The sequence below is a fragment of the Gallibacterium genomosp. 1 genome, assembly GCF_001678575.1.
GTDB lineage: Bacteria > Pseudomonadota > Gammaproteobacteria > Enterobacterales > Pasteurellaceae > Gallibacterium.
In genome coordinates this window covers 20,741-45,094 of record NZ_JTJP01000002.1, presented here as the reverse complement: position 1 = coordinate 45,094, position 24,354 = coordinate 20,741, and the positions used below count along the sequence as shown (strand labels likewise).

Annotated in this window: 24 protein-coding genes; 20 read left to right on the top strand and 4 right to left on the bottom strand. The window is 38.8% G+C overall.

The genetic code is table 11. The annotated features are described in order from the left end of the window. Window positions 1–6 precede the first annotated feature (6 nt). From nagZ to mog, 5 genes are read left to right on the top strand one after another with little or no spacing between them, the layout of a single operon-like run. Window positions 7–1,038: a beta-N-acetylhexosaminidase gene (gene nagZ, locus QV04_RS00425; RefSeq protein ID WP_065230521.1), complete on the top strand. Its 1,032-nt coding sequence runs from the start codon at window positions 7–9 to the stop codon at window positions 1,036–1,038. Further along, entirely contained in the window at window positions 1,038–2,201 is a 1,164-nt protein-coding gene (rlmC, locus tag QV04_RS00420) for a 23S rRNA (uracil(747)-C(5))-methyltransferase RlmC (protein ID WP_082985547.1), read from the top strand. Before nagZ ends, rlmC begins: the two co-directional genes overlap by 1 nt. Before the next feature lie 21 nt (window positions 2,202–2,222). After that, a complete protein-coding gene (glnB, locus tag QV04_RS00415) occupies window positions 2,223–2,561 on the top strand; it encodes a nitrogen regulatory protein P-II (protein WP_013746768.1) in 339 nt (112 codons plus the stop codon). Next, window positions 2,561–3,031 (top strand): DMT family transporter, encoded by a 471-nt coding sequence (locus QV04_RS00410; RefSeq protein ID WP_065230519.1) that lies wholly within the window; start codon window positions 2,561–2,563, stop codon window positions 3,029–3,031. The genes glnB and QV04_RS00410 overlap by 1 nt, the downstream gene beginning before the upstream one ends. Window positions 3,032–3,034: 3 nt before the next feature. Continuing rightward, the gene (gene mog, locus QV04_RS00405) at window positions 3,035–3,604 is read left to right on the top strand and encodes a molybdopterin adenylyltransferase (RefSeq protein ID WP_039094586.1); all 570 of its coding nucleotides are present in this window, start codon (window positions 3,035–3,037) and stop codon (window positions 3,602–3,604) included. A gap of 71 nt (window positions 3,605–3,675) precedes the next feature. Here mog and fur read toward each other — a convergent pair whose 3' ends face one another. The 4 genes from fur to QV04_RS00385 form a co-directional block, all read right to left on the bottom strand. Next, window positions 3,676–4,119 carry a ferric iron uptake transcriptional regulator gene (fur, locus tag QV04_RS00400; protein ID WP_039094609.1) on the bottom strand — a complete coding sequence of 148 codons (444 nt, stop codon included), beginning with the start codon at window positions 4,117–4,119 and terminating at the stop codon, window positions 3,676–3,678. Window positions 4,120–4,287: 168 nt separating this feature from the next. Next, complete coding sequence (gene fldA / locus QV04_RS00395) at window positions 4,288–4,812, bottom strand: flavodoxin FldA (protein WP_039136432.1); 525 nt, start codon at window positions 4,810–4,812, stop codon at window positions 4,288–4,290. 1 nt (window position 4,813) lies between these two features. After that, window positions 4,814–5,095, bottom strand: coding sequence for a LexA regulated protein (gene ybfE / locus QV04_RS00390; protein WP_013746773.1), 282 nt, complete (start codon window positions 5,093–5,095; stop codon window positions 4,814–4,816). A 111-nt stretch (window positions 5,096–5,206) separates the two neighbouring features. Further along, window positions 5,207–5,995: an alpha/beta fold hydrolase gene (locus tag QV04_RS00385; RefSeq protein WP_065230518.1), complete on the bottom strand. Its 789-nt coding sequence runs from the start codon at window positions 5,993–5,995 to the stop codon at window positions 5,207–5,209. 175 nt (window positions 5,996–6,170) lie between these two features. Here QV04_RS00385 and seqA point away from each other — a divergent pair, with 175 nt between their 5' ends. From seqA to QV04_RS00310, 15 genes are all read left to right on the top strand, one after another. Continuing rightward, entirely contained in the window at window positions 6,171–6,824 is a 654-nt protein-coding gene (seqA, locus tag QV04_RS00380; protein ID WP_065230517.1) for a replication initiation negative regulator SeqA, read from the top strand. Further along, window positions 6,824–8,278 carry an o-succinylbenzoate--CoA ligase gene (menE, locus tag QV04_RS00375; RefSeq protein WP_065230516.1) on the top strand — a complete coding sequence of 485 codons (1,455 nt, stop codon included), beginning with the start codon at window positions 6,824–6,826 and terminating at the stop codon, window positions 8,276–8,278. The genes seqA and menE overlap by 1 nt, the downstream gene beginning before the upstream one ends. Before the next feature lies 1 nt (window position 8,279). After that, on the top strand, window positions 8,280–11,615 hold the full coding sequence (mscK, locus tag QV04_RS00370; protein WP_065230515.1) for a mechanosensitive channel MscK: 3,336 nt from the start codon (window positions 8,280–8,282) through the stop codon (window positions 11,613–11,615). 23 nt (window positions 11,616–11,638) lie between these two features. Continuing rightward, window positions 11,639–12,727, top strand: a complete 1,089-nt coding sequence (aroC, locus tag QV04_RS00365; RefSeq protein ID WP_065230514.1) for a chorismate synthase — start codon at window positions 11,639–11,641, stop codon at window positions 12,725–12,727. Further along, window positions 12,717–13,562 (top strand): penicillin-insensitive murein endopeptidase, encoded by an 846-nt coding sequence (gene mepA / locus QV04_RS00360; protein ID WP_065230513.1) that lies wholly within the window; start codon window positions 12,717–12,719, stop codon window positions 13,560–13,562. The genes aroC and mepA overlap by 11 nt, the downstream gene beginning before the upstream one ends. Window positions 13,563–13,584: 22 nt before the next feature. Continuing rightward, window positions 13,585–14,349, top strand: a complete 765-nt coding sequence (locus tag QV04_RS00355; RefSeq protein WP_065230512.1) for a TSUP family transporter — start codon at window positions 13,585–13,587, stop codon at window positions 14,347–14,349. A gap of 10 nt (window positions 14,350–14,359) precedes the next feature. Beyond that, a complete protein-coding gene (gene lpxM, locus QV04_RS00350; RefSeq protein WP_065230511.1) occupies window positions 14,360–15,310 on the top strand; it encodes a lauroyl-Kdo(2)-lipid IV(A) myristoyltransferase in 951 nt (316 codons plus the stop codon). Between the two features lie 107 nt (window positions 15,311–15,417). Continuing rightward, on the top strand, window positions 15,418–15,963 hold the full coding sequence (gene apt / locus QV04_RS00345; RefSeq protein WP_065230510.1) for an adenine phosphoribosyltransferase: 546 nt from the start codon (window positions 15,418–15,420) through the stop codon (window positions 15,961–15,963). A 21-nt stretch (window positions 15,964–15,984) separates the two neighbouring features. Next, window positions 15,985–18,153 (top strand): DNA polymerase III subunit gamma/tau, encoded by a 2,169-nt coding sequence (dnaX, locus tag QV04_RS00340; RefSeq protein ID WP_065230509.1) that lies wholly within the window; start codon window positions 15,985–15,987, stop codon window positions 18,151–18,153. 71 nt (window positions 18,154–18,224) lie between these two features. Further along, complete coding sequence (locus tag QV04_RS00335; RefSeq protein ID WP_013746784.1) at window positions 18,225–18,554, top strand: YbaB/EbfC family nucleoid-associated protein; 330 nt, start codon at window positions 18,225–18,227, stop codon at window positions 18,552–18,554. A 72-nt stretch (window positions 18,555–18,626) separates the two neighbouring features. Further along, window positions 18,627–19,229 carry a recombination mediator RecR gene (gene recR, locus QV04_RS00330; RefSeq protein ID WP_013746785.1) on the top strand — a complete coding sequence of 201 codons (603 nt, stop codon included), beginning with the start codon at window positions 18,627–18,629 and terminating at the stop codon, window positions 19,227–19,229. A gap of 98 nt (window positions 19,230–19,327) precedes the next feature. Beyond that, on the top strand, window positions 19,328–19,765 hold the full coding sequence (locus QV04_RS00325; protein WP_018347124.1) for a DNA polymerase III subunit chi: 438 nt from the start codon (window positions 19,328–19,330) through the stop codon (window positions 19,763–19,765). After that, complete coding sequence (locus QV04_RS00320) at window positions 19,765–20,199, top strand: GNAT family N-acetyltransferase (protein ID WP_065230508.1); 435 nt, start codon at window positions 19,765–19,767, stop codon at window positions 20,197–20,199. Before QV04_RS00325 ends, QV04_RS00320 begins: the two co-directional genes overlap by 1 nt. A gap of 170 nt (window positions 20,200–20,369) precedes the next feature. Further along, window positions 20,370–21,458 (top strand): hypothetical protein, encoded by a 1,089-nt coding sequence (locus QV04_RS00315; RefSeq protein ID WP_065230507.1) that lies wholly within the window; start codon window positions 20,370–20,372, stop codon window positions 21,456–21,458. Window positions 21,459–21,468: 10 nt separating this feature from the next. Beyond that, window positions 21,469–24,333, top strand: coding sequence for a valine--tRNA ligase (locus tag QV04_RS00310; protein WP_065230506.1), 2,865 nt, complete (start codon window positions 21,469–21,471; stop codon window positions 24,331–24,333). Window positions 24,334–24,354: the final 21 nt, after the last annotated feature.

Here is a 24,354-nt window from a genome sequence, read left to right as displayed (position 1 = left end):
GGTGTTATGTCTAAATTAATCATTGATTTACAAGGTAAATCAGTAGATGCGGAAGAGATTGAAATTCTTAATCATCCGCTAATTGCTGGCATTATTCTGTTTTCGCGTAACTTTGAAGATATTCAGCAGTTGTTGCATTTAATTAAAACAGTTCGACAAAAAGTAAAACGTCCTCTTCTGATTACGGTTGATCAGGAAGGAGGCAGAGTGCAGCGTTTTCGTAAGGGGTTTACGCAATTACCAGCAATGCAGGCATTTAGTGCATTATTACCGAACGATGAACAACAATATTGGATACAGGAAAGTGCGTGGTTGATGGCATCCGAAATGATCGCAATGGATATTGATTTAAGTTTTGCACCGGTTTTGGATGTTGGACATCAATGTAAAGCAATTGGTGATCGCAGTTTCCATCAAGATTGGCATCAGTTATTGCCGTTAGCGGAATCCTTTTGTGATGGTATGCTACAGGCTGGAATGGCAACAACAGGAAAACATTTTCCGGGGCACGGACACGTTATTGCCGATTCGCATTTGGAAACGCCAAGGGATGAACGCCCTTTTGCCCAGATTCAACAGCAAGATTTGCAACCGTTCCAGCAATTAATTGAAAAACAGAAATTGAATGCAATTATGCCGGCACACGTGATTTATACTCAGGCAGATACACAACCGGCAAGTGGCTCAAGTTTTTGGTTAAAACAGGTGTTAAGACAACAGCTTGGTTTTAAAGGGATTATTTTTTCTGATGATTTAGGAATGAAAGGTGCTGGTGTAATGGGCGGTTTTGTCGAACGGAGCCAACAGGCATTGGCGGCAGGTTGTGATATTTTACTATTATGTAATGAGCGTGCTGGGGTGATTGAAGTGCTGGATCAATTGTCATATCAGCCAACAGAACAAGAAAAAACAGCTTATTTACAATTAACTAAGAAAAAAACGTTTTCTTTATCTCAGTTACAAGCAAGTGAACGTTGGCTTAAAGCACACCATTTTTTATCCTCATTACAACAAAAATGGTTAGAGGTAAAAGGTTGATGCAATGTCTTTATTATGCACAAGGGCAATGCTGCTCTTGCACTTGGCTAGAACAAACCTATCAACAACAAATTAAGCGTAAACAACAGCATTTACAGCAATGCCTATCCGAATTAGTGAGTGAAGAAACAATCTATTTTCCTCCACAGCAATCGACACAACAGGCGATGCGTAATCGGGCAAAAATGGTGGTTAGTGGCGCAGTGGAGAAACCGATATTAGGTATTTTATCCAATCCCAAAGATATGAACAGTGCAACTGATCTCACCGATTGCCCACTTTACCCCTCTGAATTTAAACAGATTTTCGCTCAATTAAAAGATTTTATTGCTAGAGCAGGGCTTGTGCCTTATAACGTGGCGAAGCGTAAAGGTGAGTTAAAATATTTATTGTTGACACAGAGTCAGTTCAATCAACAGTTTATGTTGCGTTTTGTATTGCGTAGTGAAACAAAATTGCCTTTGATTCGTAGAGAATTGCCTGCATTACAACAAAAATTGCCACAGTTAGCCGTGATTAGTGCCAATATTCAACCGCAACATGCGGCTATTTTAGAGGGTGAAACAGAAATTTACTTCACAGAACAACAGGTGTTGGAAGAGCAATTCAATCAGATTTCCCTTTTTATTCGCCCACAGGGCTTTTTTCAAACTAATCCGCAAGTTGCTGCTGCTTTATATCACACTGCTCAGCAATGGGCACAAGCATTGCCGATTAAACAGATTTGGGATTTGTTCTGTGGGGTAGGCGGTTTTGGTTTGCATTGTGCGTTAGCTAGAAAAAAGGTTGAACCGGAAGTGTCATTAGTCGGTATTGAGATTTCAGAATCGGCAATCCGCTCTGCACGTTTAGCAGCTGAAAAAGCTGGATTATATAATGCGATATTTCAGGATCTTGATGCGAGTAAATTTCAAGCACATCAAGGTGATAAACCAGATTTAGTAATTATAAATCCGCCAAGACGAGGTATTGGTGAAAAATTAATACAATATTTAAATGAACTACAACCTCGTTTTTTGCTATATTCCAGTTGTAATGCGGTAACTATGCAACAGGATTTACAACGCTTATCCGGTTATCATTTAAGCAAAGTACAGTTGTTTGATATGTTTCCGCATACAGCACACTATGAAGTGTTAGTGTTATTACAATTAAATAAATAAGTCTCACCGCAGGAGGTAAATATGAAAAAGATAGAGGCAATTATTAAACCATTTAAATTGGATGATGTGCGTGAAGCATTATCAGATCTCGGAATTACCGGTATGACAGTGAGCGAGGTAAAGGGATTTGGTCGACAAAAAGGTCATACCGAGCTTTATCGTGGAGCGGAATATATGGTAGATTTTCTGCCTAAAGTGAAATTGGAAATTGTTGTAGTTGATGAGCAGGTTGAACAGTGCGTTGAGGCGATTATTGATAATGCTCAATCTGGAAAAATCGGTGATGGCAAAATTTTTGTGTATGATGTCGAACGGGTAATTCGTATTCGTACCGGAGAAGAAAACGAGGATGCAATTTAGTGGGAATAATTTATGTCGTATTTGCTTTAGTTGCTGGTGTTGGGCTTGCTTCTCAGGCGGCAATTAATAGTCAGCTCAGTAAAGTGGTTGCCGGTCAGCCGTTAATTGCGGCATTAATCTCTTTTGCTACAGGAACATTGGCATTGTTGTTAGTATGTTTGATTAAAACAAATTTATGGGAAGGCTTGCAAAATCTTGCTGGACAACCGTTTTGGAAATTTATTGGCGGCCCGTTGGGTGCATTGGTTGTCTTTACCACCATTTTTCTTGCTCCTAAAGTCGGTATTACCAATATGCTATTTTTTATCATTATTGGGCAGTTGATTGCGGCGATGATTATTGATCATTTTGGCTTAATTTATATGCCGGTGCGAGAGGTTACTGTCTGGAAAATGATTGGTATGTTGGTGGTAATGGGAGGATTATTGCTATTCTTTTTCGGTGATAAGTGGTTTTCAATAAAAGGATAAATAATGACTCAGTTTAAAGTTGGATTAGTTTCTATTTCAGATCGTGCCTCGCAAGGTGTTTATGAAGATAAAGGATTGCCTTCTTTGCAACAGTGGCTAGAGCAGGCATTAATAGCGCCTTTTACGGTAGAAAAACGTTTGATTCCTGATGAACAGTCGTTAATTGAACAAACATTAAAAGAGTTGGTGGATGAGTGTGGTTGTCATTTAGTGTTGACTACTGGTGGAACAGGGCCAGCAAAGCGAGATGTAACGCCTGATGCAACATTAGCAGTGGCTGATCGAGAAATGCCGGGTTTTGGAGAACAAATGCGACAGATTAGTTTGCAATTTGTGCCAACCGCTATTCTTTCGCGTCAAGTGGGGGTGATCCGTAAAGAAAGTTTAATTCTTAACCTGCCAGGGCAGCCAAAAGCAATTAAAGAAACGTTGGAAGGATTGAAAGATGAAAACGGTAAAGTGATTGTGAAAGGTATTTTTGCTGCTGTACCTTATTGTTTGGAGTTATTAAGCGGTATTTATATTGATACTCATAAAACAATTGTTGATAGTTTTAGACCAAAGAAAAAGTAGAGCAAAAAGTCGAAAATGAAAATGGTTGCTGGTAAGTTAAAAAATAAACAGCAACCATTTATTTATACTAATTATTTATTTTGATTTTTTTCTTCACAATTTTTAATGTCGGCACATTTACCATAGAGATATAGACTGTGTGAAAGTAATTTTATTCCGTTCTGCTCACTGATCTCTTTTTGTCTTCTCTCAATAAGATCATCATTAAATTCAAACACTTTGCCACAATCCATACAAATAATATGATCGTGGTGTTCCTGCGGTGCAAGCTCAAATACAGATTTATTTCCTTCAAAATTATGGCGAATAAGAATGTTGGCTTCGTCGAATTGATTTAAAACGCGGTATACGGTTGCTAATCCAATTTCTTCATCTTCTTCAAGCAACCATTTATAAACATCTTCAGCTGAGAAATGTTGTACCGGAGTACGTTGCATTAATGAGAGGATTTTTAAACGTGGTTCAGTAATTTTTAATCCCACTTTTTTTAATAACTTAATGTTTTCGTCTACAATATTTGTTGTCATACTCGCCTCTAATTAAATCAATGTCATAAATTTTTGTATATCTTAACTTTATGAATGATAAATGGATAACTGAAAATTTCTATTAAGAAGATAGAAATAATCCATTTCAGAAGTATGGATTATTTCGTTTTTGAATGCAAATGATAATTAAAGGGGTTAAGCAAGTTGATCTAAACACATTTCGCTATAAAGTTGTTTACACCATTTTTCAACGCGTTCATTGCTTAATTCCGGTTGGCGATCTTCATCAATACATAATCCGACAAAAGTTTTTTCATCGATCAGTGCTTTTGATGATTCAAAGTGATAACCTTCCGTAGGCCAATAACCGACAATTGTCGCACCGTGAGGTTCGATAATATCACGGACTGTTCCCATTGCATCACAGAAATAATCAGCATAATCTTCCTGATCACCGCAACCGAAAATAGCAACTAATTTATCTGTAAAATCTATTTCTTCCAAGGTTGGAAAGAAGTCATCCCAGTCACACTGCGCTTCACCGTAATACCACGTCGGGATTCCGATCATAATAAAATCGTAAGCTTCAATATCTTCTTTTGTGCTTTTGGCTATATCGTGAATATCAACGAGTTCGCTACCTAACTGTTTTTGGATCATTTTGGCAATATTTTCTGTATTACCAGTATCGCTACCATAAAATAAACCAATAAGTGCCATATTAATTCCTATTTTTGTCTAAATATGTTTGTAATATTTGTTCGATCAATTGTTGACGACTCATATTTGCCGTTTCTGCTAATTGTTCAAGTTGATTTACCATTGTTGTGTGTAATTTTAGTTCAACTCGTTTTAGACCCACAGCTTTATCGCGACGTAACTGATTTCGTTTATTAATGCGGATTTGTTGTTCGCGACTAAGCGGATTTGTGCGAGGTCTTCCGACTTTAGCAACGTGAGCAAATAAGTCTAATGTTATGCAATCTGCTTCTTGTTTTGCCATTATTATACTCACTGAAAACCATCTTTCAGACTACTTGAGATTGATAAGCTGTTTTGTGGCGTGCAATATATCACAGTTTCCAGCAAACTGAAAATATCACGCCATTTAAATTTATGACTTTTGTTGTAGATGTCTTTCAATTGCTCGAATCACATATTGTGGTTTATCGGCGTGAACCCAATGTGCGGCACCATTGATAGTAAATGCATTAGCATTAGGAAAAAGCTGCATAATTTTATCTCTGTATTGAGGTAATACATAATTGGAATTTCCACCACGAATAAATAGCGTAGGCAACGTGCATACATTATCGTTTTCAGACCAATCCATAAGTTGTTGATAACGTTTAAACAACACGTTGGTATTAAAACGGAATCTTTGAGGCTGTTTTGCATCAAATGATTTTAAGACAAACTGTAAAATTGCCGAGTTTTCAATATATTGTTCCATAATAACTTTTGCTTGTTGGCGTGTTTCCGATTGAGCTTCAGCAACAGCAAACAATGCTTGGAAGATAGTGCTGTGTTCGTTATGGGTATAAGTAACCGGTGCAATATCGAGTACAATTAAACTTTTTACATATTCAGGGTAAGTCAATGCAAATTGCATAGCGGTTTTGCCCCCCATTGAATGTCCGATAATAATGACTTTCTTCAGGTCAAGATGTTGCAGAGCTCGTAATAAATCATCAGCCATTAATGGATAATTCATCTCATCGTGATGAAAGCTTCTGCCGTGGTTACGTAAATCGATTCTTAATAAAGAATATTGTTGATCAAAAGTTTTAGCAATGATGCCCAAATTGTTCATATCACCAAAAAGTCCGTGAATAAAAACGAGAGTATCTGCTTGAGCATTTGCAGAGGGCTGATAATCGAAATTAAGTAATGGAGTGATCATAATAAATTTTATCTAAGGAAATGATGATTGAAGATAAAATATTTCTTAATAAGGATCAAGTTTTAATCAGTTATGAAAAAATGGTTGATAAATTAAACATAATGCGGATTTTATTTTCGGCTTTGTCTTGTTATGACGTATAATAATGGTCATTTAGCAGAACTTGGAGCAAATGATGAAAACAATTAGTATTGATGACGAACTTTACCAATATATTGCCAGTAACACGCAAGCAATCGGTGAAGATGCCTCAACAATTTTACGTAGATTATTAAATTTTCCTCAAGTTCAAACAAAAAAAGAGCATATTTCATCGAATGTTGTGGAGATGGGTAATCAGAGTAATAATAGCCGTTCGGAAGGCGAAGCCACTGCGGAGAAAGAATTCAGTCTGACGACTTCTGAACAAACGCCTGTATTACCGAAACAGCCGAGCAAAGAGGTAATTGAGCATACGAATCGACAAATTCAAAAACTCATCAGTTCCGCAGAATTTCTGCACGAAGATAAACAGGTTAATCGTTTTTTAATGATTTTAAGTATGCTTTACCGTGCTAATCCGGAAGGCTTTTCGAGTGCAACAGAAGTGAGTCAAGGTCGTTCAAGAGTTTATTTTTCTTTGGAAGTAGCTGAGATTGAAGCTTCCGGTAGTAGTGTTAACCCTAAACAAATTCCGAAATCACCGTTTTGGGTGGCAACAAATAATAATACAGCTAGAAAATTAAATATGTTAGAGTCTGTTATGCGAGCAATGTATGTGCCTGAGCATTTAGTACAATTAGTGGCATTTCAGTTTACATCGCCACATATTGAAGAGGAAACAATTTGATGTTATGGCAACAATATGCCGAGATAAAACCAGCGGAAATTGCATTAAAATTTAAATTAAAACGGCAAATTAAAAGCGGGAATAAAACCCGCTTTTCTATTGTTGAACATTATTTGACGTGGCGTGATTTATATCAATTAATTGAGCAATGGGCGGAGAATTGGCAAACACAAGGTATCAGTTTAGGTAAAGGTATTGCATTGATTGGACGTTATCAGGCTGAATTAGTGATTGCCTATTTGGTCGCATTACGTTTGCGATGTCGCGTGTTGGTGATTAATCCGATGTTTCCGGCAGAAAAAATCATACAAATTTGTGAGCAGTGCAATATGGATTATTTGCTAGATTGCACGCAACTAAATGTAAATAGCTTGGAAGTAGGTAAGTTGCAACAGCTTGATTTTGGTTTAGCGGATGATGTAATTCAACAAAGGTTGGCGACAAAATGCCCATTGACTTTTACTTTAACTTCCGGTTCAACTGGGCTGCCGAAAGCTGTAGTTCATACAATATCTCATCATTTATCCAGTGCTGAAGGTATTTCACCGTTATTGCAGATTGATGCGAGCAGTGAATGGTTGCTGTCATTGCCATTGTTTCACGTTTCCGGACAAGGCGTAATTTGGCGTTGGTTACAAAACGGTTGTTGTTTACGTTGTGTCGGTGACAATATCTACCAAGATTTATTACAGGTTACTCACAGCTCTTTGGTACCGACACAATTACAACAGTTTCTTCAGTTCCTTAAGGACGATAAAATTTCATCCTTTCGTTTAACTCATATTTTGTTGGGTGGAACGCATATTCCGGTGGCGTTGACTCAACAAGCAATCAATGCTGGTATTCACTGTTATTCTGGTTATGGAATGACGGAAGCTGCATCGACTGTATTTGCGAAAAAAAGTGATTCCAGTGCTGGTGTCGGTTATCTTTTACCGTTGCGAGAGTATCAATTGGTTGAAGGGGAAATTTGGGTGAGAGGTAAAACACTGGCGTTAGGTTATTGGCAAAAAAATGGTGAGATAAAAACATTACTGAATAAAGAGGGTTGGTTTGCAACGAGGGATAAAGGTTATCTGGGAAAAAATACGCAAGAATTATTTATTCAGGGACGGATTGATAATATGTTTATCTCAGGTGGAGAAAATATCCAACCTGAAGAGATTGAGTCTTTTATTTTGCAACAACCTGATGTAAAACAGGTTGTTGTTTTGCCGGTTGAAGATCAAACATATGGGCAGCGTCCGGTTGCTGTTATTGATTTTGTGGGAGGCTTTAGTTTTGATAAAGTGAATGGAGTTCAAGCTATTTTGCGAAAAAAATTAGAAAAATTTAAGCAACCTATCGCCTATTATCCATTTGAAAGAGTTATGCCATCGGCTGTAGGTATTAAAGTTTCCCGACATTTTTTGTCTCAACAATTATCATTATTTTTACAAAATTCAGAGGAATAATATGTGCAAACGTATTTTTGTTTTCGTGCTGTTTTTGGCGGCTTTATTTGCCTGTATTAATGTGCAGGCTCAAATTCCTTCCGCGAACGATATCCAGACGCAAATTGCAGCACAAAAAGCAAATCCTAACAGTAATGAAGCCACGCAACAACAATTACTAACTGCATTGAATGACAGTTTGGATTTATTGAAACAGTTGGATGAGCAGAAAAAACAGACAAATGAACTGAATAATCAAATCAAAACAGCATCAACAGAAATTCCTAAATTACAGGCAGAGTTACAAAAACTTAAAACAAATTCTAATAATGCAGTCAATACCGATGATTTAGCAAAATTGTCGGAAGATAATCTACAAAAGAGAATGGAGCTCTCTTTTCAAAAAGTGGATGAGTTGCAAACTACACTAAATGAAATTGCCTCTAAATTAGTAAGCCAACAAACATTACCGGATCGAATTCAATCGATATTAAGGGATAATTTGGCAAAAACACAGGCGATTAATAAAGCGTTAGCGGATAGTCAGCTCGATCCGATTTTTGTGAATAAATATCAAATTGAGCTAGCATTGATTGAAGCGCAGAATGACTATAATCAAACTTTATTGAAAGAGAGTTCTACGTTGAACTCTTGGTATGAATTACAGCGTGATCAAAAAACTTACTATTTACAGCAGGCGAAAAGTGAACAACAAGCATTGCAATCTGTACTCAATAACAAACGTTTAGATGCCTCTAAAAAACAATTAGCGCAATTAGAGAAATCTCAACAGACAAAGGATGACAATGTTAATCCATTGATTCAGAATGAGTTAAATCAGAATACGCAATTAAGTCAGCAGTTATTGAGTGAAACTCAAACTTCCAATCAATTGTCGCAAGAGAGTTTACGCATTAAAAATGTGTTGGATAACTTAACACAAACACAGCGTAGTATTGATGAACAGATTAGTGCATTGCAGGGGACTTTAGTCTTATCCCGTATTATTAATCAGCAAAAACAGAATTTACCGACCGATCAAACGGTAGAAGGTTTGGGAAAGCGTATTGCTGATCTGCGTGTACAGATTTTTGATTTAACACAAGCAAGAGATGCTATTTACGCACCGGAAGAATATATCACTAAGCTACCTAATTCTTCAGGGTTGAGTGATGCTGAGAAAAGCACTTTAATTTCGGTATTATCTGAGCGGAAGAAAATTTATTCAGATATTCTTAAGTTATTAAATACACAGTTAAATTTAGCGATTACTATTGAGTTAAATCAGCAACAGGTCAGGTTAATTAGTGATGATTTGCAACAAAAATTACAACAGCAGAGTTTCTGGGTTAAGAGCAATAATCCAATTGATTGGGATTGGATAGTCTCATTTCCGAATTTGGCGTTGACACAGTTAAAGAATATAAGTAATGCGATTGACACGCGCCATTTCAGTCGTAATCTTATTCCGATGCTAGGCTTTGTTTTGTTCCTATCTTTAGTTGCAGCATTGATTTATTCACAAAAAGTGAAACTACAATCTTGGCTAGCAAAGATAAATTCTCAAGTTGGTTCATTAAATGCAGATAGTCAGTGGCATACGCCGTTAGCTATTTTGTTAACAGCAATATTAGTAGTGCCTTATCCATTGATGTTTTTAATCATTTTTGTGCTGGTGGGGCATTTCATCATTGCCGATCCTATTTTAGCGTGGCCGTGGACATTAAAAATGGCAGGTTATTGGTGGCTATTTTCTTTCTTGATTGAATTATTGAAACCAAATGGTCTTGTTTATCGCCATTTTGGTTTGGCAAAAGAGAGTGGTAAGTTATTTTTAGCGGTATTAAAGCGTTCGATTTGGGCGATTATTTTCTTAATTAATACCACTCTGATTAGCGATATGAGTAATACGCCGTTGACTAATGATGTTATTGGCGAGGTTATTACTATCTCGGCGTTGATTTTCTGTGTCTTAATTATTGCCCCTCGTTTTGGATATGCGGTAAGAAAGTATGAAGCAACACAAGAAAATGATGGCGGTTCTCAACACGTTGGGCCTGTATTGTTGAAAGTTATTCGTGTATTGTTACTATTAATTCCGATAGCATTGATCGTGTTGATTGTCGTTGGTTATTACTATACTGCTTTAAATTTAATTACGCACTTTATTGCTAGTTATTTGGTTACTGTTTTATGGGTATTAATCAAACAGATTACAGATCGCACATTAGCGGTATCAGCAAGACGTTTAGCGTATAAACGCTTAAAAGAGCAGCGAGAGAAAAATCAAAATAAAAATGAAAGTGGGCGTTCTGAAGAAATTGTAATTGATACTAAAGATTCTGAATTGGCATTAAGCCAGATTAAACAACAGGTGGCGCGTATTGCTGAATGGGCATTATGGGCAGTATTAGTCTGTTTTTACTATATTGTATGGTCAGATTTATTAGCAGTGGCGTATCACTTGGAAAGCATCACTTTGTGGCAACAGACGGTTGCTACTGAAACTGGCACGGTAGTGGAATCTATCACCTTATTAAATATGTTATTGGCAATTTTTATTCTATTAGTCACTTATGTGTTAGTCAGAAATATTGCTGGTTTATTAGAGGTGTTTGTTTTTTCGAGAATTAAACTTTCACAAGGTGCGCCTTATACTATTACAACTTTATTAACCTATTTTATCGTAGCAATTGGCGCTGCTTGGGCATTTTCAACATTGGGAATGTCGTGGTCGAAATTGCAGTGGTTATTTGCGGCATTATCTGTTGGTCTTGGTTTCGGTTTGCAGGAAATTTTTGCAAATTTTGTTTCTGGTATTATTATCCTGTTTGAACGTCCGGTACGTATTGGTGATACCATTACTATCGGTGAATATTCGGGTACGGTTTCCAAAATTCGTATTCGTGCAACCACATTGGTTGATTATGATGGTAAGGAAGTGATTGTTCCGAATAAAGCATTTGTAACGGAACGTTTAACAAACTGGGCATTGTCTAACACGATCACTCGTCTGGTTATTACAGTCGGGGTTGCTTATGGTTCAGATTTGGAATTAACTAAAAGATTGTTGTTACAAGCAGCGAAGGATTGTGAAAAAGTGTTGAAAGAACCAGAGCCAAAAGCTTATTTTCTTACTTTTGGTGCTAGTACTTTGGATCACGAATTGCGTGTTTATGTAGGGGACTTGTCAGATAGATTGCCGACGACAGATTTTCTGAATCGTAGGATTAATCAATTATTTGCAGAAAATAATATTGAAATTGCCTTTAATCAATTAGATGTTTTTATCAAGAATCAACAAAGCGGTGAAGAGATGAAAGTGGCTACATCGACAAAAAATGAATTGACACAATAAAGTATTAGAAAGAGGAAGAAAATATGGCAGGCAATAGTATTGGACAACTATTTAAAGTAACGACGTTTGGAGAGTCGCACGGTATTGCATTAGGTGGTATTGTTGATGGTGTTCCGCCAGGATTAGAATTGAGTGAAGCAGATCTTCAACCGGATTTGGATCGACGTAAACCGGGAACGTCTCGTTATACAACTCCTCGTCGGGAAGATGATGAAGTACAAATTTTATCAGGTGTGTTTGAAGGAAAAACAACCGGAACAAGTATTGGTTTATTGATTAAGAATAGTGATCAGCGTTCTAAAGATTACAGTGAAATTAAAGATCGTTTTCGTCCTGGACACGCAGATTATACCTATCAACAAAAATACGGTATTAGAGATTACCGTGGTGGTGGTCGTTCTTCTGCGAGAGAAACGGCAATTCGCGTTGCTGCTGGCGGTATTGCAAAAAAATATCTTGCTCAGTATTTCGGCGTCAAAATTCGTGCATTTTTATCTCAAATTGGTGATGTACAGGTGCCGGCGCAACGATTAGAAGAAATTAATTGGGATTTTGTTAACAGTAATCCATTTTTCTGTCCAGATAAGGCGACAATTGAAAAATTTGACGCATTAATTCGAGAATTAAAGAAAGCTGGAGATTCTATTGGCGCAAAATTGACCGTGGTAGCGGAAAATGTTCCTGTCGGGTTGGGTGAGCCGGTTTTTGATCGTCTGGATGCTGATTTAGCACACGCACTAATGGGCATTAATGCTGTGAAAGGTGTGGAAATAGGTGATGGATTTGCAGTGGTAACACAGCGTGGTAGTCAGCATCGTGATGAAATGATACCTCAAGGTTTTTGTTCCAATCACGCCGGTGGAATTTTAGGAGGGATCAGTTCGGGGCAACCAATAGTAGCGACAATTGCATTAAAACCGACTTCCAGCATTACTATTCCGGGACGAAGCGTAAATTTGTACAATCAAGCAGTTGAGGTGGTCACCAAAGGCAGACACGATCCTTGCGTCGGTATTCGTGCAGTGCCAATTGCAGAGGCAATGGTAGCGATCGTGTTAATGGATCATTTATTACGTTATCAAGGACAATGTGGATTAAAAAATGAAGCTTAGTCAGCGAATTGTTTTAGCGCTCTGTGTTATTTTTAGTTTGATGAATGTTGGTTTAGCAGAAACAGAATGGCAGAGAATTAAGCGACCGATTGCTGGTGATCCGTTGCCAATTGGTAGTTACAGCAATGGTTGTATTATTGGTGCACAGGCGTTGCCTTTGCAGGGTGAAGGTTATCAGGTGATTCGATCTCAAAAGTTGCGTTTTTTCGGGCATCCGGAAATGTTGAGTTATCTACAACATTTAGGACAAAAGGTTAAAAATGCAGGTTTGCCAACAATGTTAGTTGGCGATATTGCAATGCCTGCCGGCGGTCGTTTTGCCAGCGGACACGCTAGCCATCAAATGGGATTGGATGCTGATATTTGGTTAAAAATGGGGGCAATGAGTGCAAAGCAGGCCTTAAACCCGACAGCTATTTTAATGGTGGATCGCAAAGCGCAACGGGTAGATGAGCGTGTTTGGACATCAAATCAGACTGAATTAATTCGTTTAGCGGCTCAGGATGATAAAGTGGCAAGAATCTTTGTTAATCCAGCAATTAAATTGAAACTGTGTCAAACTGTTAATGGTGATCGTAGTTGGTTAAGAAAATTACGTCCGTGGTTTGGACACGATGCTCATTTCCACGTACGTTTACATTGTCCTAAGGGAGCTCAATATTGTGAAGAGCAGACACCGATTCCTGCTGGAGACGGTTGTGGTGAGGAGCTGATGTCGTGGTTTAAACCTCATTCTACAACTGTGCCGAGTTCACCGAAAAAAACACCACAATTGCCTTTTTTGTGTCAACAATTATTAGATTCCCCTGATAAACAGCAGTGGTTTGCACAATAACACAGCAAATAGAGGAGAAAAAATGGACATCGGCTTAGATATTTATGCGATTCTTTTTTTGTTGGCAGGAATAGCCGGATTTATCGATGCGATTGCCGGCGGCGGCGGATTGATCACGATTCCGGCATTATTGGCAGCCGGATTGCCACCGGCAGCGGCATTGGCGACCAATAAATTGCAGGCGAGCGGCGGTTCTTTTTCTGCAAGTCTTTATTTTGTGAGAAAAAAAGCGGTAGATTTGCGTACTGTCTGGAAGATGATTCTCGGTACTTTTAGCGGCGCAATGGTCGGAACAATTGCCGTGCAATTAATTGATGCTTCTATTGTGAAGTCATTATTGCCTATTTTGGTGTTGGTTGTTGGCTTGTATTTTCTATTTTCTCCTAAATTGGGTGAGAAAGATTGTCATCAACGTTTAAGTTTTACCGCATTTGCGCTAGCGGCAGCATTTCCAATCGGTTTCTATGACGGCTTTTTTGGACCGGGAACCGGCTCTTTTTTGTGTGTCGCTTTTGTCACCTTGTTGGGATTTAATTTATCGAAAGCAACTGCTCACGCTAAAATCTTAAATTTCACCTCCAATTTCACTTCATTGATCTTTTTTATTTTAGGTGGAGAAGTTTATTGGACGCTTGGCTTCGTTATGATGATCGGCGGTTTTTTAGGCGCAAGATTAGGTGCCAAAATGGTATTAACTAAAGGACAAAAATTGATTCGTCCAATGGTGGTGATAATGGCATTTATTATGACGGCAAAAATGATGTATGACTATGGTTGGTTTAACTGAATAAAATAAGATGTCTGACGAAAATAGAAGAATTACAGCACGAGTAGGGTATGAACCTCAGTTCCGTTGGAGCTATTTACGTCCTAAATTCTGGGGTATTTGGTTCGGTGTGTTTTTGTTAGCTTTATTGGCTTTTTTACCATTTCGTTGTCGTGATGCTTTGGCAACTAAAATCGGTTTATTGGTCGGGAAAATAGCAAAAAAACAACGAAAACGGGCGCAAGTCAATTTACGTTACTGTTTTCCACATTGGAGTGAACAGCAGCGTGAGCAAGTGATCGACAAAATGTTTATTACAGTGGCACAAACAATGTTGGGAATTGGAGAAATAGCATTGCGTTCCACTAAGCATTTGCAAAAAAGGAGTCTGTTTTTAGGTATAGAGCATTTACGTCAGGCAAAACAGCAGGGTAAAAATATTATTTTGCTGGTTCCTCATACTTGGGCTATTGATGCTTCCGGTATCATTTTGCATACGCAAGGAATGCCAATGACCGCAATGTATAATCCACATCGAAATCCACTGGTAGATTGGCTTTGGAATGCGGTTCGAGAACGTTTCGGCGGCAAAATGCACGCACGCCAAAATGGAATTAAGCCTTTTCTGAATGCAGTCCGCAAAGGGGAGATGGGCTATTATCTGCCGGATGAAGATTATGGCGAAGAATTAAGTGTTTATGCCGATTTTTTTGCAACTTACAAGGCGACATTACCCGGATTGAATAAAATGTGCAAAATCGCTAAAGCTGTGGTAATTCCAATGTTTGCCCGTTATAACGCACAACAAGGACGTTATGAAATTGAGATTGATGCACCATTAGCGTTGACAGACGATGAGCATCAAAGTGCAAGGTTAATGAATGAAGTAATCGAAAAATTTGTAACGGCAACACCAGAACAGTACGTTTGGATTTTACGATTACTGAGAACGCGTAAAGACGGCGTTGATATTTATCAATAGAAATTTTATTTTTTGATATAAAAGTGTATTTTTTCAGAAGTAGCACTGTTAGAATACGCAACTTTGAGAACAGCGGAAGCTGTATAATTTTTGTTAGGCAAATTATAATGAACCAACAGCAAAAAGAATTAATTAAATCATCAATTAAATCTATTCCAAATTATCCTGCGGAAGGCATTATTTTCCGTGATATTACCAGTTTAGTCGAAACTCCGATAGCATTTAAAGCAACTATCGATTTAATCACAGAGTACTTTAAAGATAAGAACATTACAAAAGTTGCCGGTACAGAATCAAGAGGATTTATTTTCGGTGCGCCGGTAGCATTGGCTTTAAATGTTCCTTTTATTTTAGTGAGAAAACCGGGTAAATTGCCACGTGAAGTGATTTCGCAATCTTATGAATTAGAGTATGGTCAGGATACTTTAGAAATGCATACCGATTCAGTCAATCAAAATGATAATGTGCTTATTATTGACGATTTGTTGGCGACCGGCGGCACAGTGGAGGCCACTATTAAATTAATTCAACGTTTAGGCGGTAAAGTTGAACACGCTGCATTTGTTATTAGTTTACCCGAATTAGGTGGTGAAGAGCGTTTGCGTAAATTGGGTGTAGAATCTTTTACATTGGTGGATTTTGCCGGACACTAACATAAGATAAAAAGGGAAAGTATGAGTTATCAGGTATTGGCGCGTAAATGGAGACCGGATCAGTTTTCTGATGTAGTAGGGCAGGAGCATATTATTGCTGCGTTGACCAATGCCTTAAATAATCAACGATTACACCATGCTTATCTGTTTTCCGGCACTCGCGGTGTTGGAAAAACATCTATTGCTCGTCTGTTTGCCAAAGGATTAAATTGTGAAAAAGGGATTACAGCTACTCCGTGCGGTGAATGTGAAAATTGTCGTGCGATTAAAGAAGGGAATTTTATTGATCTGATTGAAATCGATGCGGCTTCACGTACTAAAGTCGAAGATACTCGAGAGCTGCTGGATAATGTGCAATACAAACCGGTACGAGGTCGATTCAAGATTTATCTTATCGATGAAGTGCATATGTTATCTCGACATAGTTTTAATGCGTTGTTAAAAACATTGGAAGAGCCGCCCGAATATGTCAAATTCCTCTTGGCAACGACCGATCCGCAAAAATTGCCAATTACTGTTCTTTCCCGATGCATTCAATTTCATTTAAAAGCGTTGGATGCGGATGTGATTGCTGCACATTTGCAGAAATTATTGCAAAAAGAGCATATCGATTATCAACTACAAGCTTTGATGAAAATTGCGCGTGCGGCACAAGGCAGTGTGCGTGATGCTTTAAGTTTAACCGATCAAGCGATAGCCTTGAGTAATAGCAATATTAATGTCAATGATGTCAATATGATGCTTGGCTTGTTGGATAACGATAAATCAATCGCCTTATTAAAAGCGCTTTCTCAAGCAGATGGTGAGCAAGCAATGCAAGTTTTGTATGAGATTGCACAACAAGGCGTTGATTGGGAAAGAGTATTGCAGGAGATGGCAGAAACGTTACATCAAATTGCTATGTTGCAGTTCCTACCGCCAAATCCTGAACAAGCGAATACGGCATTAACTTTATTAGCAAAAAATCTCTCGCCAGAGGATGTGCAGTTCTATTACGAATTAATGGTTAAAGGACGAGAAGAACTGTCTTATTCACCGGATCCCAAAATTGGTGTTGAGATGACGATGTTGCGTGCATTGGCGTTTCATCCAAAGCGTTTTTTCTTGCCTAATGAAATGGCAGTTGTTTCTCATACAGAAATTACCTCTGAAAAAAGTGAGAAGTCACCTTTTTCTGTACAGCATTCGCTACAACAGAGTACGAGTAATGATGTACAAATAACCCCTGTGAATAGGGAAACTACAGGTAGTAGTTGGAAACAGGTCGTGCAGCCGCAAATTGACAGTAACGAAGCGACTATACCGGCGGATAGCAATCAACAACAGTCGATTAAGTCTTCAGCACAACAATCTTTGAGTATTCTGCAGGCGGTTTCTAATCTAGAACAAGGGCAGACGGCACATATGGTTCTGGATAATAAGAATGTTGTAGAGAGCGAAAAAAAAAAGTTTGATCTTGTAGAAGATCGAGCTATTCGGTCAGTAAATGAAGTACCTCCTTCAATTTCAAGAAAACAGAATTCTGAACCTGAAAATAGGGAGCTTATAACAAATGATTATGCTCATAATATAGATGTTGCAGAATCATCATCTTCGTTGTGGGAAAAAGCTAGTGCTACAGAAACCAACGATGAAGAAGAAAGCGAAAATGAAAGTATCAATGAGGATTATCACTGGTCTTGGAGCGATCCTTCATTGGCACTTCAGGGACAGGCAGTAAAGCCTTCGGAAATTAAACAAACTTTATTGAAACGATATACGCCTGAAGTATTGGAGCAGATTATTGCTTTAACTGCAAAACAGAGTGAGTGGAGCAGTGATATTGAAAAAATGGCAGTTAAGGGCAATAGCAAAGGTATTTTATTAAAATCGGTGATCCTTGAGAAAACAGATGATTTTTTGAAATTAGGTCTGCGTCCTGAAGCCTTTAATTTATTAAAAACTTTAGATTCGGCTTTTATTACACAAGCATTGAAAGATTTTTACGGCCATCAGATGCGGATTGAACTTGATGTTTATCAAGGAGAACAAAAAACGCCGTTTGAGATACGCAACGAAATTTATCAGCAATTAGTGGTTCAAGCGCAACAAAATCTGCAACAGGATCGAGTGTTGCAGGACTTTATGCAGCAATTTGATGCTCAAATTACTTTAGATTCGGTGCGCCCGACAGGTAAAACAGGTCATTGAGAATTGCACAAATATGCTTTTCAGTTAAAATACAGCTTTTATTTTTCATTACACAATAGATAGGTAAAATTATGTTTGGAAAAGGTGGATTAGGCGGCTTGATGAAACAGGCCCAACAGATGCAAGAACGGATGCAGAAAATGCAAGAAGAGATTGCACAGATGGAAGTGACCGGCGAATCCGGTGCCGGACTTGTGAAAGTCACCGTTAATGGGGCGCATAGTTGCCGCCGTGTCGAGATTGATCCTTCATTGTTGGAAGATGATAAGGATATGTTGGAAGATCTTGTTGCGGCAGCTTTCAATGATGCTGTTCGCCGTGCAGATGAATTACAAAAAGAGAAAATGGCTTCCGTTACTGCCGGAATGCAATTACCACCAGGTTTTAAAATGCCTTTCTAATCAAGATGGGGAGCAATAGCTCCCTTATCTCTGTTGTTAAATATAATTTCATTTAGGTCCTTTCTTTAAATTATGCAAATTAGCCCTTTACTTGATGAATTGATGGATGCTTTGCGTTGCCTGCCGGGAGTCGGTCCGAAATCAGCACAACGAATGGCGTATTATTTATTACAGCGTGATCGCAGCGGTGCAATGAATTTGGCTAAAACGCTGACAGAAGCGATGGCGCATATCGGTCATTGCAGTCAATGTCGTACTTTTACCGAAGAAGAAGTGTGTAATATTTGCAATAACTATCGCCGTCAAGAGAATGGGCAGTTATGCATAGTGGAAATGCCTTCCGATATTCAGGCAATTGAACAGACAGGGCAGTTTTCAGGTCGTTATTTTGTATTAATGGGGCATTTATCGCCATTGGATGGTATCGGCCCGAAAGAGATTGGGCTGGATTTATTGCAGAAAAGATTGCAGACAGAATCTTTTTCTGAAGTGATCTTAGCGACTAATCCAACAATTGAAGGCGATGCGACGGCGAATTATATTGCAGAAATGTGTCAACAGTATGGTGTAAAAGTGAGCCGTATTGCTCACGGCATTCCGGTTGGTGGTGAGCTGGAAATGGTGGACGGTACAACGTTATCGCATTCGTTTATAGGCAGACGAGAATTAAAGTAGTAAAGCAAATTGGATTTTCATCATTTGTATGGGCGATTCTTTATCCTATTTTCCTTTTACGTTACAATAACTCAATTCTATGAATAAGCAGGATAATTATGGCAAAACAGGCTCTTTTTTATGTTTTTTCTGAGGTAACTATACAAGAAAATCCTTTAGAAAATAAAGCGTGTGATTTGGCAGCGGATGCGTGGCGATTAGGAAAGAAAGTACTGATTTCTTGCCAAAATGAAGAGCAGGCTTTGTTGATTGATGAACTGTTATGGCAACGAGAGCCACAACAGTTTGTCCCGCATAATTTATCCGGTGAGGTTAGCGGTTTTATGACGCCGGTAGAAATCTGTTGGCCGGGAAAGCGTAATTCACAACGGCGAGATCTATTAATTTCATTATCATTACAGGTTCCTGAATTTGCATTACTTTTCCCTCAAGTGATAGAGTTTGTTCCGGCAGATGAACAACTGAAAGCGCTAGCCAGAGAACGTTATAAACAATACCGCCAGCTTGGTTGGCAATTAAGCACGGAGCAAGCCTAATGTCGTGGATTGCAAAATCCTTTGCTCAACTTAGCACAGAAGAATTGTTTGCCATTTATCAATTACGCACCGCCGTGTTTGTGGTGGAACAACAGTGTGCTTATCAAGAAGTGGATCACTGGGATAAAAGTGCGGTGCATTTTTGGCAAGAATTTGACGGCAAAATTTGTGCCTACTGCCGCATTATCCCACAAGATGACGGCGTGCATATTGGCAGAGTGCTAGTCGCACAGTACGCACGGGGCAAAGGCTTAGCTAAAGCATTGGTGCAACAAGCATTAGCTTATTGCCAACAACATTGGACAACCCAACCCGTGCTAATCCAAGCTCAAACTTATTTACGGGATTTTTATCAATCTTTCGGTTTCCAAGCCATTTCAACGGAATATTTAGAAGACGGCATACCGCATTTGGATATGAAATTAGTGAGCTAAGGTTGGAGGAAGAAATAATGAAACCAATGACAAAAGAAGAAATTATTGAACAGCAACGGCAATTAGCCATTCGCTTTAAGCCTTGGATGGACTTTTAATCAAGCTCAAGTGCAATAGGTGATCGATTTTGATATGTTCGGTTAAATTTTTAAATCCATTAGGGGCAATATATGCAAAATAAACGAAAATCAACAATCAAAAAGCTAGATCTAGCTAAGGGAATAATTATTATAGAAAAAATAGATAAAGATCAACCTAATGATTTTTTATGCACAAAAGAGTTTTATCAAAAGTCTTTAAGTGAGGAAAAATTAAAGGTATTGAATGAAGGTGATGAGGTTACTTTTAAAGCTATAAATAAAGGAAATAAATTTTATGCTCAAGATATACAAGTAATTAAATTTAAAAAGCTATCTCTATCTGGAAAATCAACAATAAAAAGAATATGTTTAGAAAAAGAGCAGATTATTATTAGTCAATTTGATGATTATAAAAAAGATTTCTTATGCAAAAAAGAGTATATAAAAAATCAAGATGATTGGGGACGTTTTTCAGTTGGTGATGAAGTTATTTTTGACTATACAATAAAAGGTGATAATTATTTTGCATCTAATCTAGAAATTCTAACTAAAAATGGGAATGATTGGAGTGATGAAAAGTCCAAAATATCTTTGGATAATAGTGTGTCTAATTTTGTGAAACAATTTACTGACCAACTTAAAAATACGTTAGAAAATGTAACTGCTCCTGAAGATTTCGAAGAACTAGTGTTTTGTGTACTAAAAATGCTAGGCATATCTGAAATTTATGCTATCCCTAGAGATAATGCTGGGGGACGATGTGATGGTATATTTAAAGTTTCGAATATATCTAATAATACACCAAAACTAGAAGTGATTTACGATTGTACTTTACATAGAAACTGGGAGCAAAAAAAGAAAGAACAGATCAATAATTATAAGTATCAAATTTGTAAGAGTAATATGCTTATAGAATATGAGTTTTTGGATGGTCGTATAAAAAAGCCTATTAAGACATCAATATCATTAAATGATAACTCAGAAAAACAGATTTGGATTATTACCAAAAATAGTACAAGAATAGTGGAGGATGGACAGGCAGAAATATCTGGTGAACAGATGTCAATACTAGTTAAAGAGGTAAATATTCTTGATCTAATTAGTATTTTAGAAAGTAAATTATTAGATACTAAATATATCAAAATTGATGATATAGCAGATAAACTAAAACATATATAGAGAAAAAGCAATGACACAAAAATTTGAAATGGAAGATCGTTTTGATCCTTCTGCCGTAGAACAAGCACTTTATAAACACTGGGAAGAACAGGGCTATTTTAAGCCGAATGAAAACCCGAATGCACCGAGTTATTGTATTGCGATTCCGCCGCCGAATGTAACAGGGTCGTTGCATATGGGGCACGCTTTCCAGCAAACTTTGATGGATACGCTGATCCGTTTTCATCGTATGGAGGGGGATAACACCCTTTGGCAGGCAGGGACTGACCACGCTGGGATCGCCACGCAAATGGTGGTGGAGCGTAAAATCGCAGCGGAAGAGGGCAAAACTCGCCACGATTACGGCCGTGAAGCCTTTATTGAAAAAATCTGGGATTGGAAAGCGTATTCAGGTGGCACGATCAGCCAGCAAATGCGACGTTTGGGTAACTCCATTGATTGGGAACGCGAGCGTTTCACAATGGACGATGGCTTGTCTGAGGCGGTGAAAGAAGTCTTTGTGCGTTTGCACGAGGAGGGCTTGATTTATCGTGGTAAACGCCTTGTAAACTGGGATCCAAAACTCCACACCGCGATTTCCGATCTCGAAGTGGAAAATAAGGAAAGCAAAGGCTCGCTCTGGCATTTCCGCTATCCATTGGCGAACGGTGAAAAAACGGCGGACGGTAAGGATTATTTAGTGGTGGCGACCACCCGTCCTGAAACAATGCTGGGAGATACGGCGGTAGCGGTACACCCTGAAGATGAACGCTATCAATCTCTTATCGGCAAAACCGTGATTTTACCACTAGCGAATCGTGAAATTCCGATTATTGCTGATGATTATGTGGATCGTGAATTTGGTACTGGTGTGGTAAAAATTACCCCAGCACACGATTTTAACGACTACGAAGTGGGTAAGCGTCATCAGTTGCCAATGGTGAACGTGATGACTTTGAATGCGGATATTCGTGATGAAGCGGAAATTATCGGCGTAGATAATAAGCCGTTGGCAAATTATGTGGCTGAAATTCCTGAGAAATATCGTGGAATGGAGCGTTTTGCCGCACGTAAGCAAATTGTGGCGGATTTCGATACCTTAGGCTTATTGGAAGAAATCAAACCGCACGATCTCAAAGTGCCTTATGGCGATCGTGGTGGCGTGCCGATTGAGCCAATGCTGACTGATCAATGGTATGTGAGCGTAAAACCGTTGGCAGAAGTGGCGACCAAAGCGGTGGAAGAGGGCGAAATCCAATTTGTGCCGAAACAATATGAAAACCTCTATTTCTCGTGGATGCGTGATATTCAAGACTGGTGTATTTCTCGCCAACTGTGGTGGGGACATCGTATTCCAGCTTGGTATGATGAAGAAGGCAATATTTATGTGGCTCGCAGTGAAGAAGAAGTGCGGTCAAAATATCACTTAAATTCTGATGTAAAACTGAAACAAGATGAAGACGTGCTAGACACTTGGTTCTCGTCAGCCTTGTGGACGTTCTCAACTTTAGGTTGGCCGAAGCAAACCAAAGATTTGGCGATGTTCCACCCAACTGATGTGCTGATCACGGGCTTTGACATCATTTTCTTCTGGGTGGCACGAATGATTATGTTCACAATGCACTTCATCAAAGATGAAAATGGCAAGCCGCAAGTGCCGTTCAAAACCGTGTATGTAACGGGCTTGATCCGTGATGAAAACGGGCAAAAAATGTCGAAATCAAAAGGCAACGTGCTTGATCCGATTGATATGATTGACGGCATCAGCCTTGAAGATTTGTTAGAAAAACGCACCGGCAATATGATGCAACCGCAATTAGCGGAAAAAATCGCTAAAGCCACCCGCAAAGAGTTTGCCGATGGCATTGCGGCTCACGGTACTGATGCCTTGCGTTTTACCCTCGCCGCCCTTGCCAGCAACGGACGTGATATTAACTGGGATATGAAACGCTTGGAAGGCTATCGCAATTTCTGTAACAAGTTATGGAATGCGAGCCGTTTTGTTCTAACCAATGAGAAGCTAGATTTATCTGAGGGCGAGGTGGAATATAGCCTTGCGGATCGTTGGATTCAATCGGTGTTTAACCGTACAACCCAAGCTGTTCGCACTGCATTCGGGCAATATCGTTTTGATTTAGCCGCCAACGCGATTTATGAATTTACTTGGGATCAGTTCTGCGACTGGTATTTGGAACTCACCAAGCCTGTGTTCGCTCAAGGCTCAGAAGCTCAAAAACGTGGGGCGAGCCGTACGCTAGTGAATGTGTTGGAAAAATTGTTGCGTTTAGCTCACCCGATTATTCCATTCATCACGGAAGAAATTTGGCAAAAAGTGAAAGGCTTTGCGGGCGTGAATGGCGACACCATTATGCTTCAGCCTTATCCGCAATGTGAGCCAAGTCAGCTTGATGAGCAAGCCGAACAGCAAATCAACTGGCTGAAAGAGATTATCATCGCGGTGCGTAATATCCGTGCGGAACGTAATATTGCTCCAAGTAAAGGCTTAGAGGCATTATTACGCCATTTAACGCCAGAACAGCAACAAATTCTTGCCGATAATTGCACATTATTAGCAAGTATGGCGAAATTAGATAGCATTGAAGTGTTAAACGATGGAGTAGAAGCACCATTCTCAGTAACCAAATTGATTGGCAACACGGAACTTCTTATTCCAATGGCTGGCTTTATTGATAAAGCCACTGAATTAGCACGCCTAACCAAAGAACTAGAGAAACTCAATGGTGAAATTGCGCGCATTGAAAACAAATTGAGCAATGAAGCTTTTGTGGCGAAAGCCCCTGAGCAAGTCATTGCTAAAGAACGTGAAAAAATGCAAGGCTATTTGGATGGTCTTGATAAATTAAAAGCACAATATGCTGCTATTGAAGCGTTATAAGTAGAAATAAAAGGCATATCT

Coding starts and splice junctions, on each gene's coding strand:
- nagZ (WP_065230521.1), top strand. CDS start 7: ATGTCTAAATTAATCATTGATTTACAAGGTAAATCAGTAGATGCGGAA.
- rlmC (WP_082985547.1), top strand. CDS start 1,038: ATGCAATGTCTTTATTATGCACAAGGGCAATGCTGCTCTTGCACTTGG.
- glnB (WP_013746768.1), top strand. CDS start 2,223: ATGAAAAAGATAGAGGCAATTATTAAACCATTTAAATTGGATGATGTG.
- mog (WP_039094586.1), top strand. CDS start 3,035: ATGACTCAGTTTAAAGTTGGATTAGTTTCTATTTCAGATCGTGCCTCG.
- fldA (WP_039136432.1), bottom strand. CDS start 4,812: ATGGCACTTATTGGTTTATTTTATGGTAGCGATACTGGTAATACAGAA.
- ybfE (WP_013746773.1), bottom strand. CDS start 5,095: ATGGCAAAACAAGAAGCAGATTGCATAACATTAGACTTATTTGCTCAC.
- QV04_RS00385 (WP_065230518.1), bottom strand. CDS start 5,995: ATGATCACTCCATTACTTAATTTCGATTATCAGCCCTCTGCAAATGCT.
- seqA (WP_065230517.1), top strand. CDS start 6,171: ATGAAAACAATTAGTATTGATGACGAACTTTACCAATATATTGCCAGT.
- menE (WP_065230516.1), top strand. CDS start 6,824: ATGTTATGGCAACAATATGCCGAGATAAAACCAGCGGAAATTGCATTA.
- mscK (WP_065230515.1), top strand. CDS start 8,280: ATGTGCAAACGTATTTTTGTTTTCGTGCTGTTTTTGGCGGCTTTATTT.
- aroC (WP_065230514.1), top strand. CDS start 11,639: ATGGCAGGCAATAGTATTGGACAACTATTTAAAGTAACGACGTTTGGA.
- mepA (WP_065230513.1), top strand. CDS start 12,717: ATGAAGCTTAGTCAGCGAATTGTTTTAGCGCTCTGTGTTATTTTTAGT.
- QV04_RS00355 (WP_065230512.1), top strand. CDS start 13,585: ATGGACATCGGCTTAGATATTTATGCGATTCTTTTTTTGTTGGCAGGA.
- lpxM (WP_065230511.1), top strand. CDS start 14,360: ATGTCTGACGAAAATAGAAGAATTACAGCACGAGTAGGGTATGAACCT.
- apt (WP_065230510.1), top strand. CDS start 15,418: ATGAACCAACAGCAAAAAGAATTAATTAAATCATCAATTAAATCTATT.
- dnaX (WP_065230509.1), top strand. CDS start 15,985: ATGAGTTATCAGGTATTGGCGCGTAAATGGAGACCGGATCAGTTTTCT.
- QV04_RS00335 (WP_013746784.1), top strand. CDS start 18,225: ATGTTTGGAAAAGGTGGATTAGGCGGCTTGATGAAACAGGCCCAACAG.
- recR (WP_013746785.1), top strand. CDS start 18,627: ATGCAAATTAGCCCTTTACTTGATGAATTGATGGATGCTTTGCGTTGC.
- QV04_RS00325 (WP_018347124.1), top strand. CDS start 19,328: ATGGCAAAACAGGCTCTTTTTTATGTTTTTTCTGAGGTAACTATACAA.
- QV04_RS00320 (WP_065230508.1), top strand. CDS start 19,765: ATGTCGTGGATTGCAAAATCCTTTGCTCAACTTAGCACAGAAGAATTG.
- QV04_RS00315 (WP_065230507.1), top strand. CDS start 20,370: ATGCAAAATAAACGAAAATCAACAATCAAAAAGCTAGATCTAGCTAAG.
- QV04_RS00310 (WP_065230506.1), top strand. CDS start 21,469: ATGACACAAAAATTTGAAATGGAAGATCGTTTTGATCCTTCTGCCGTA.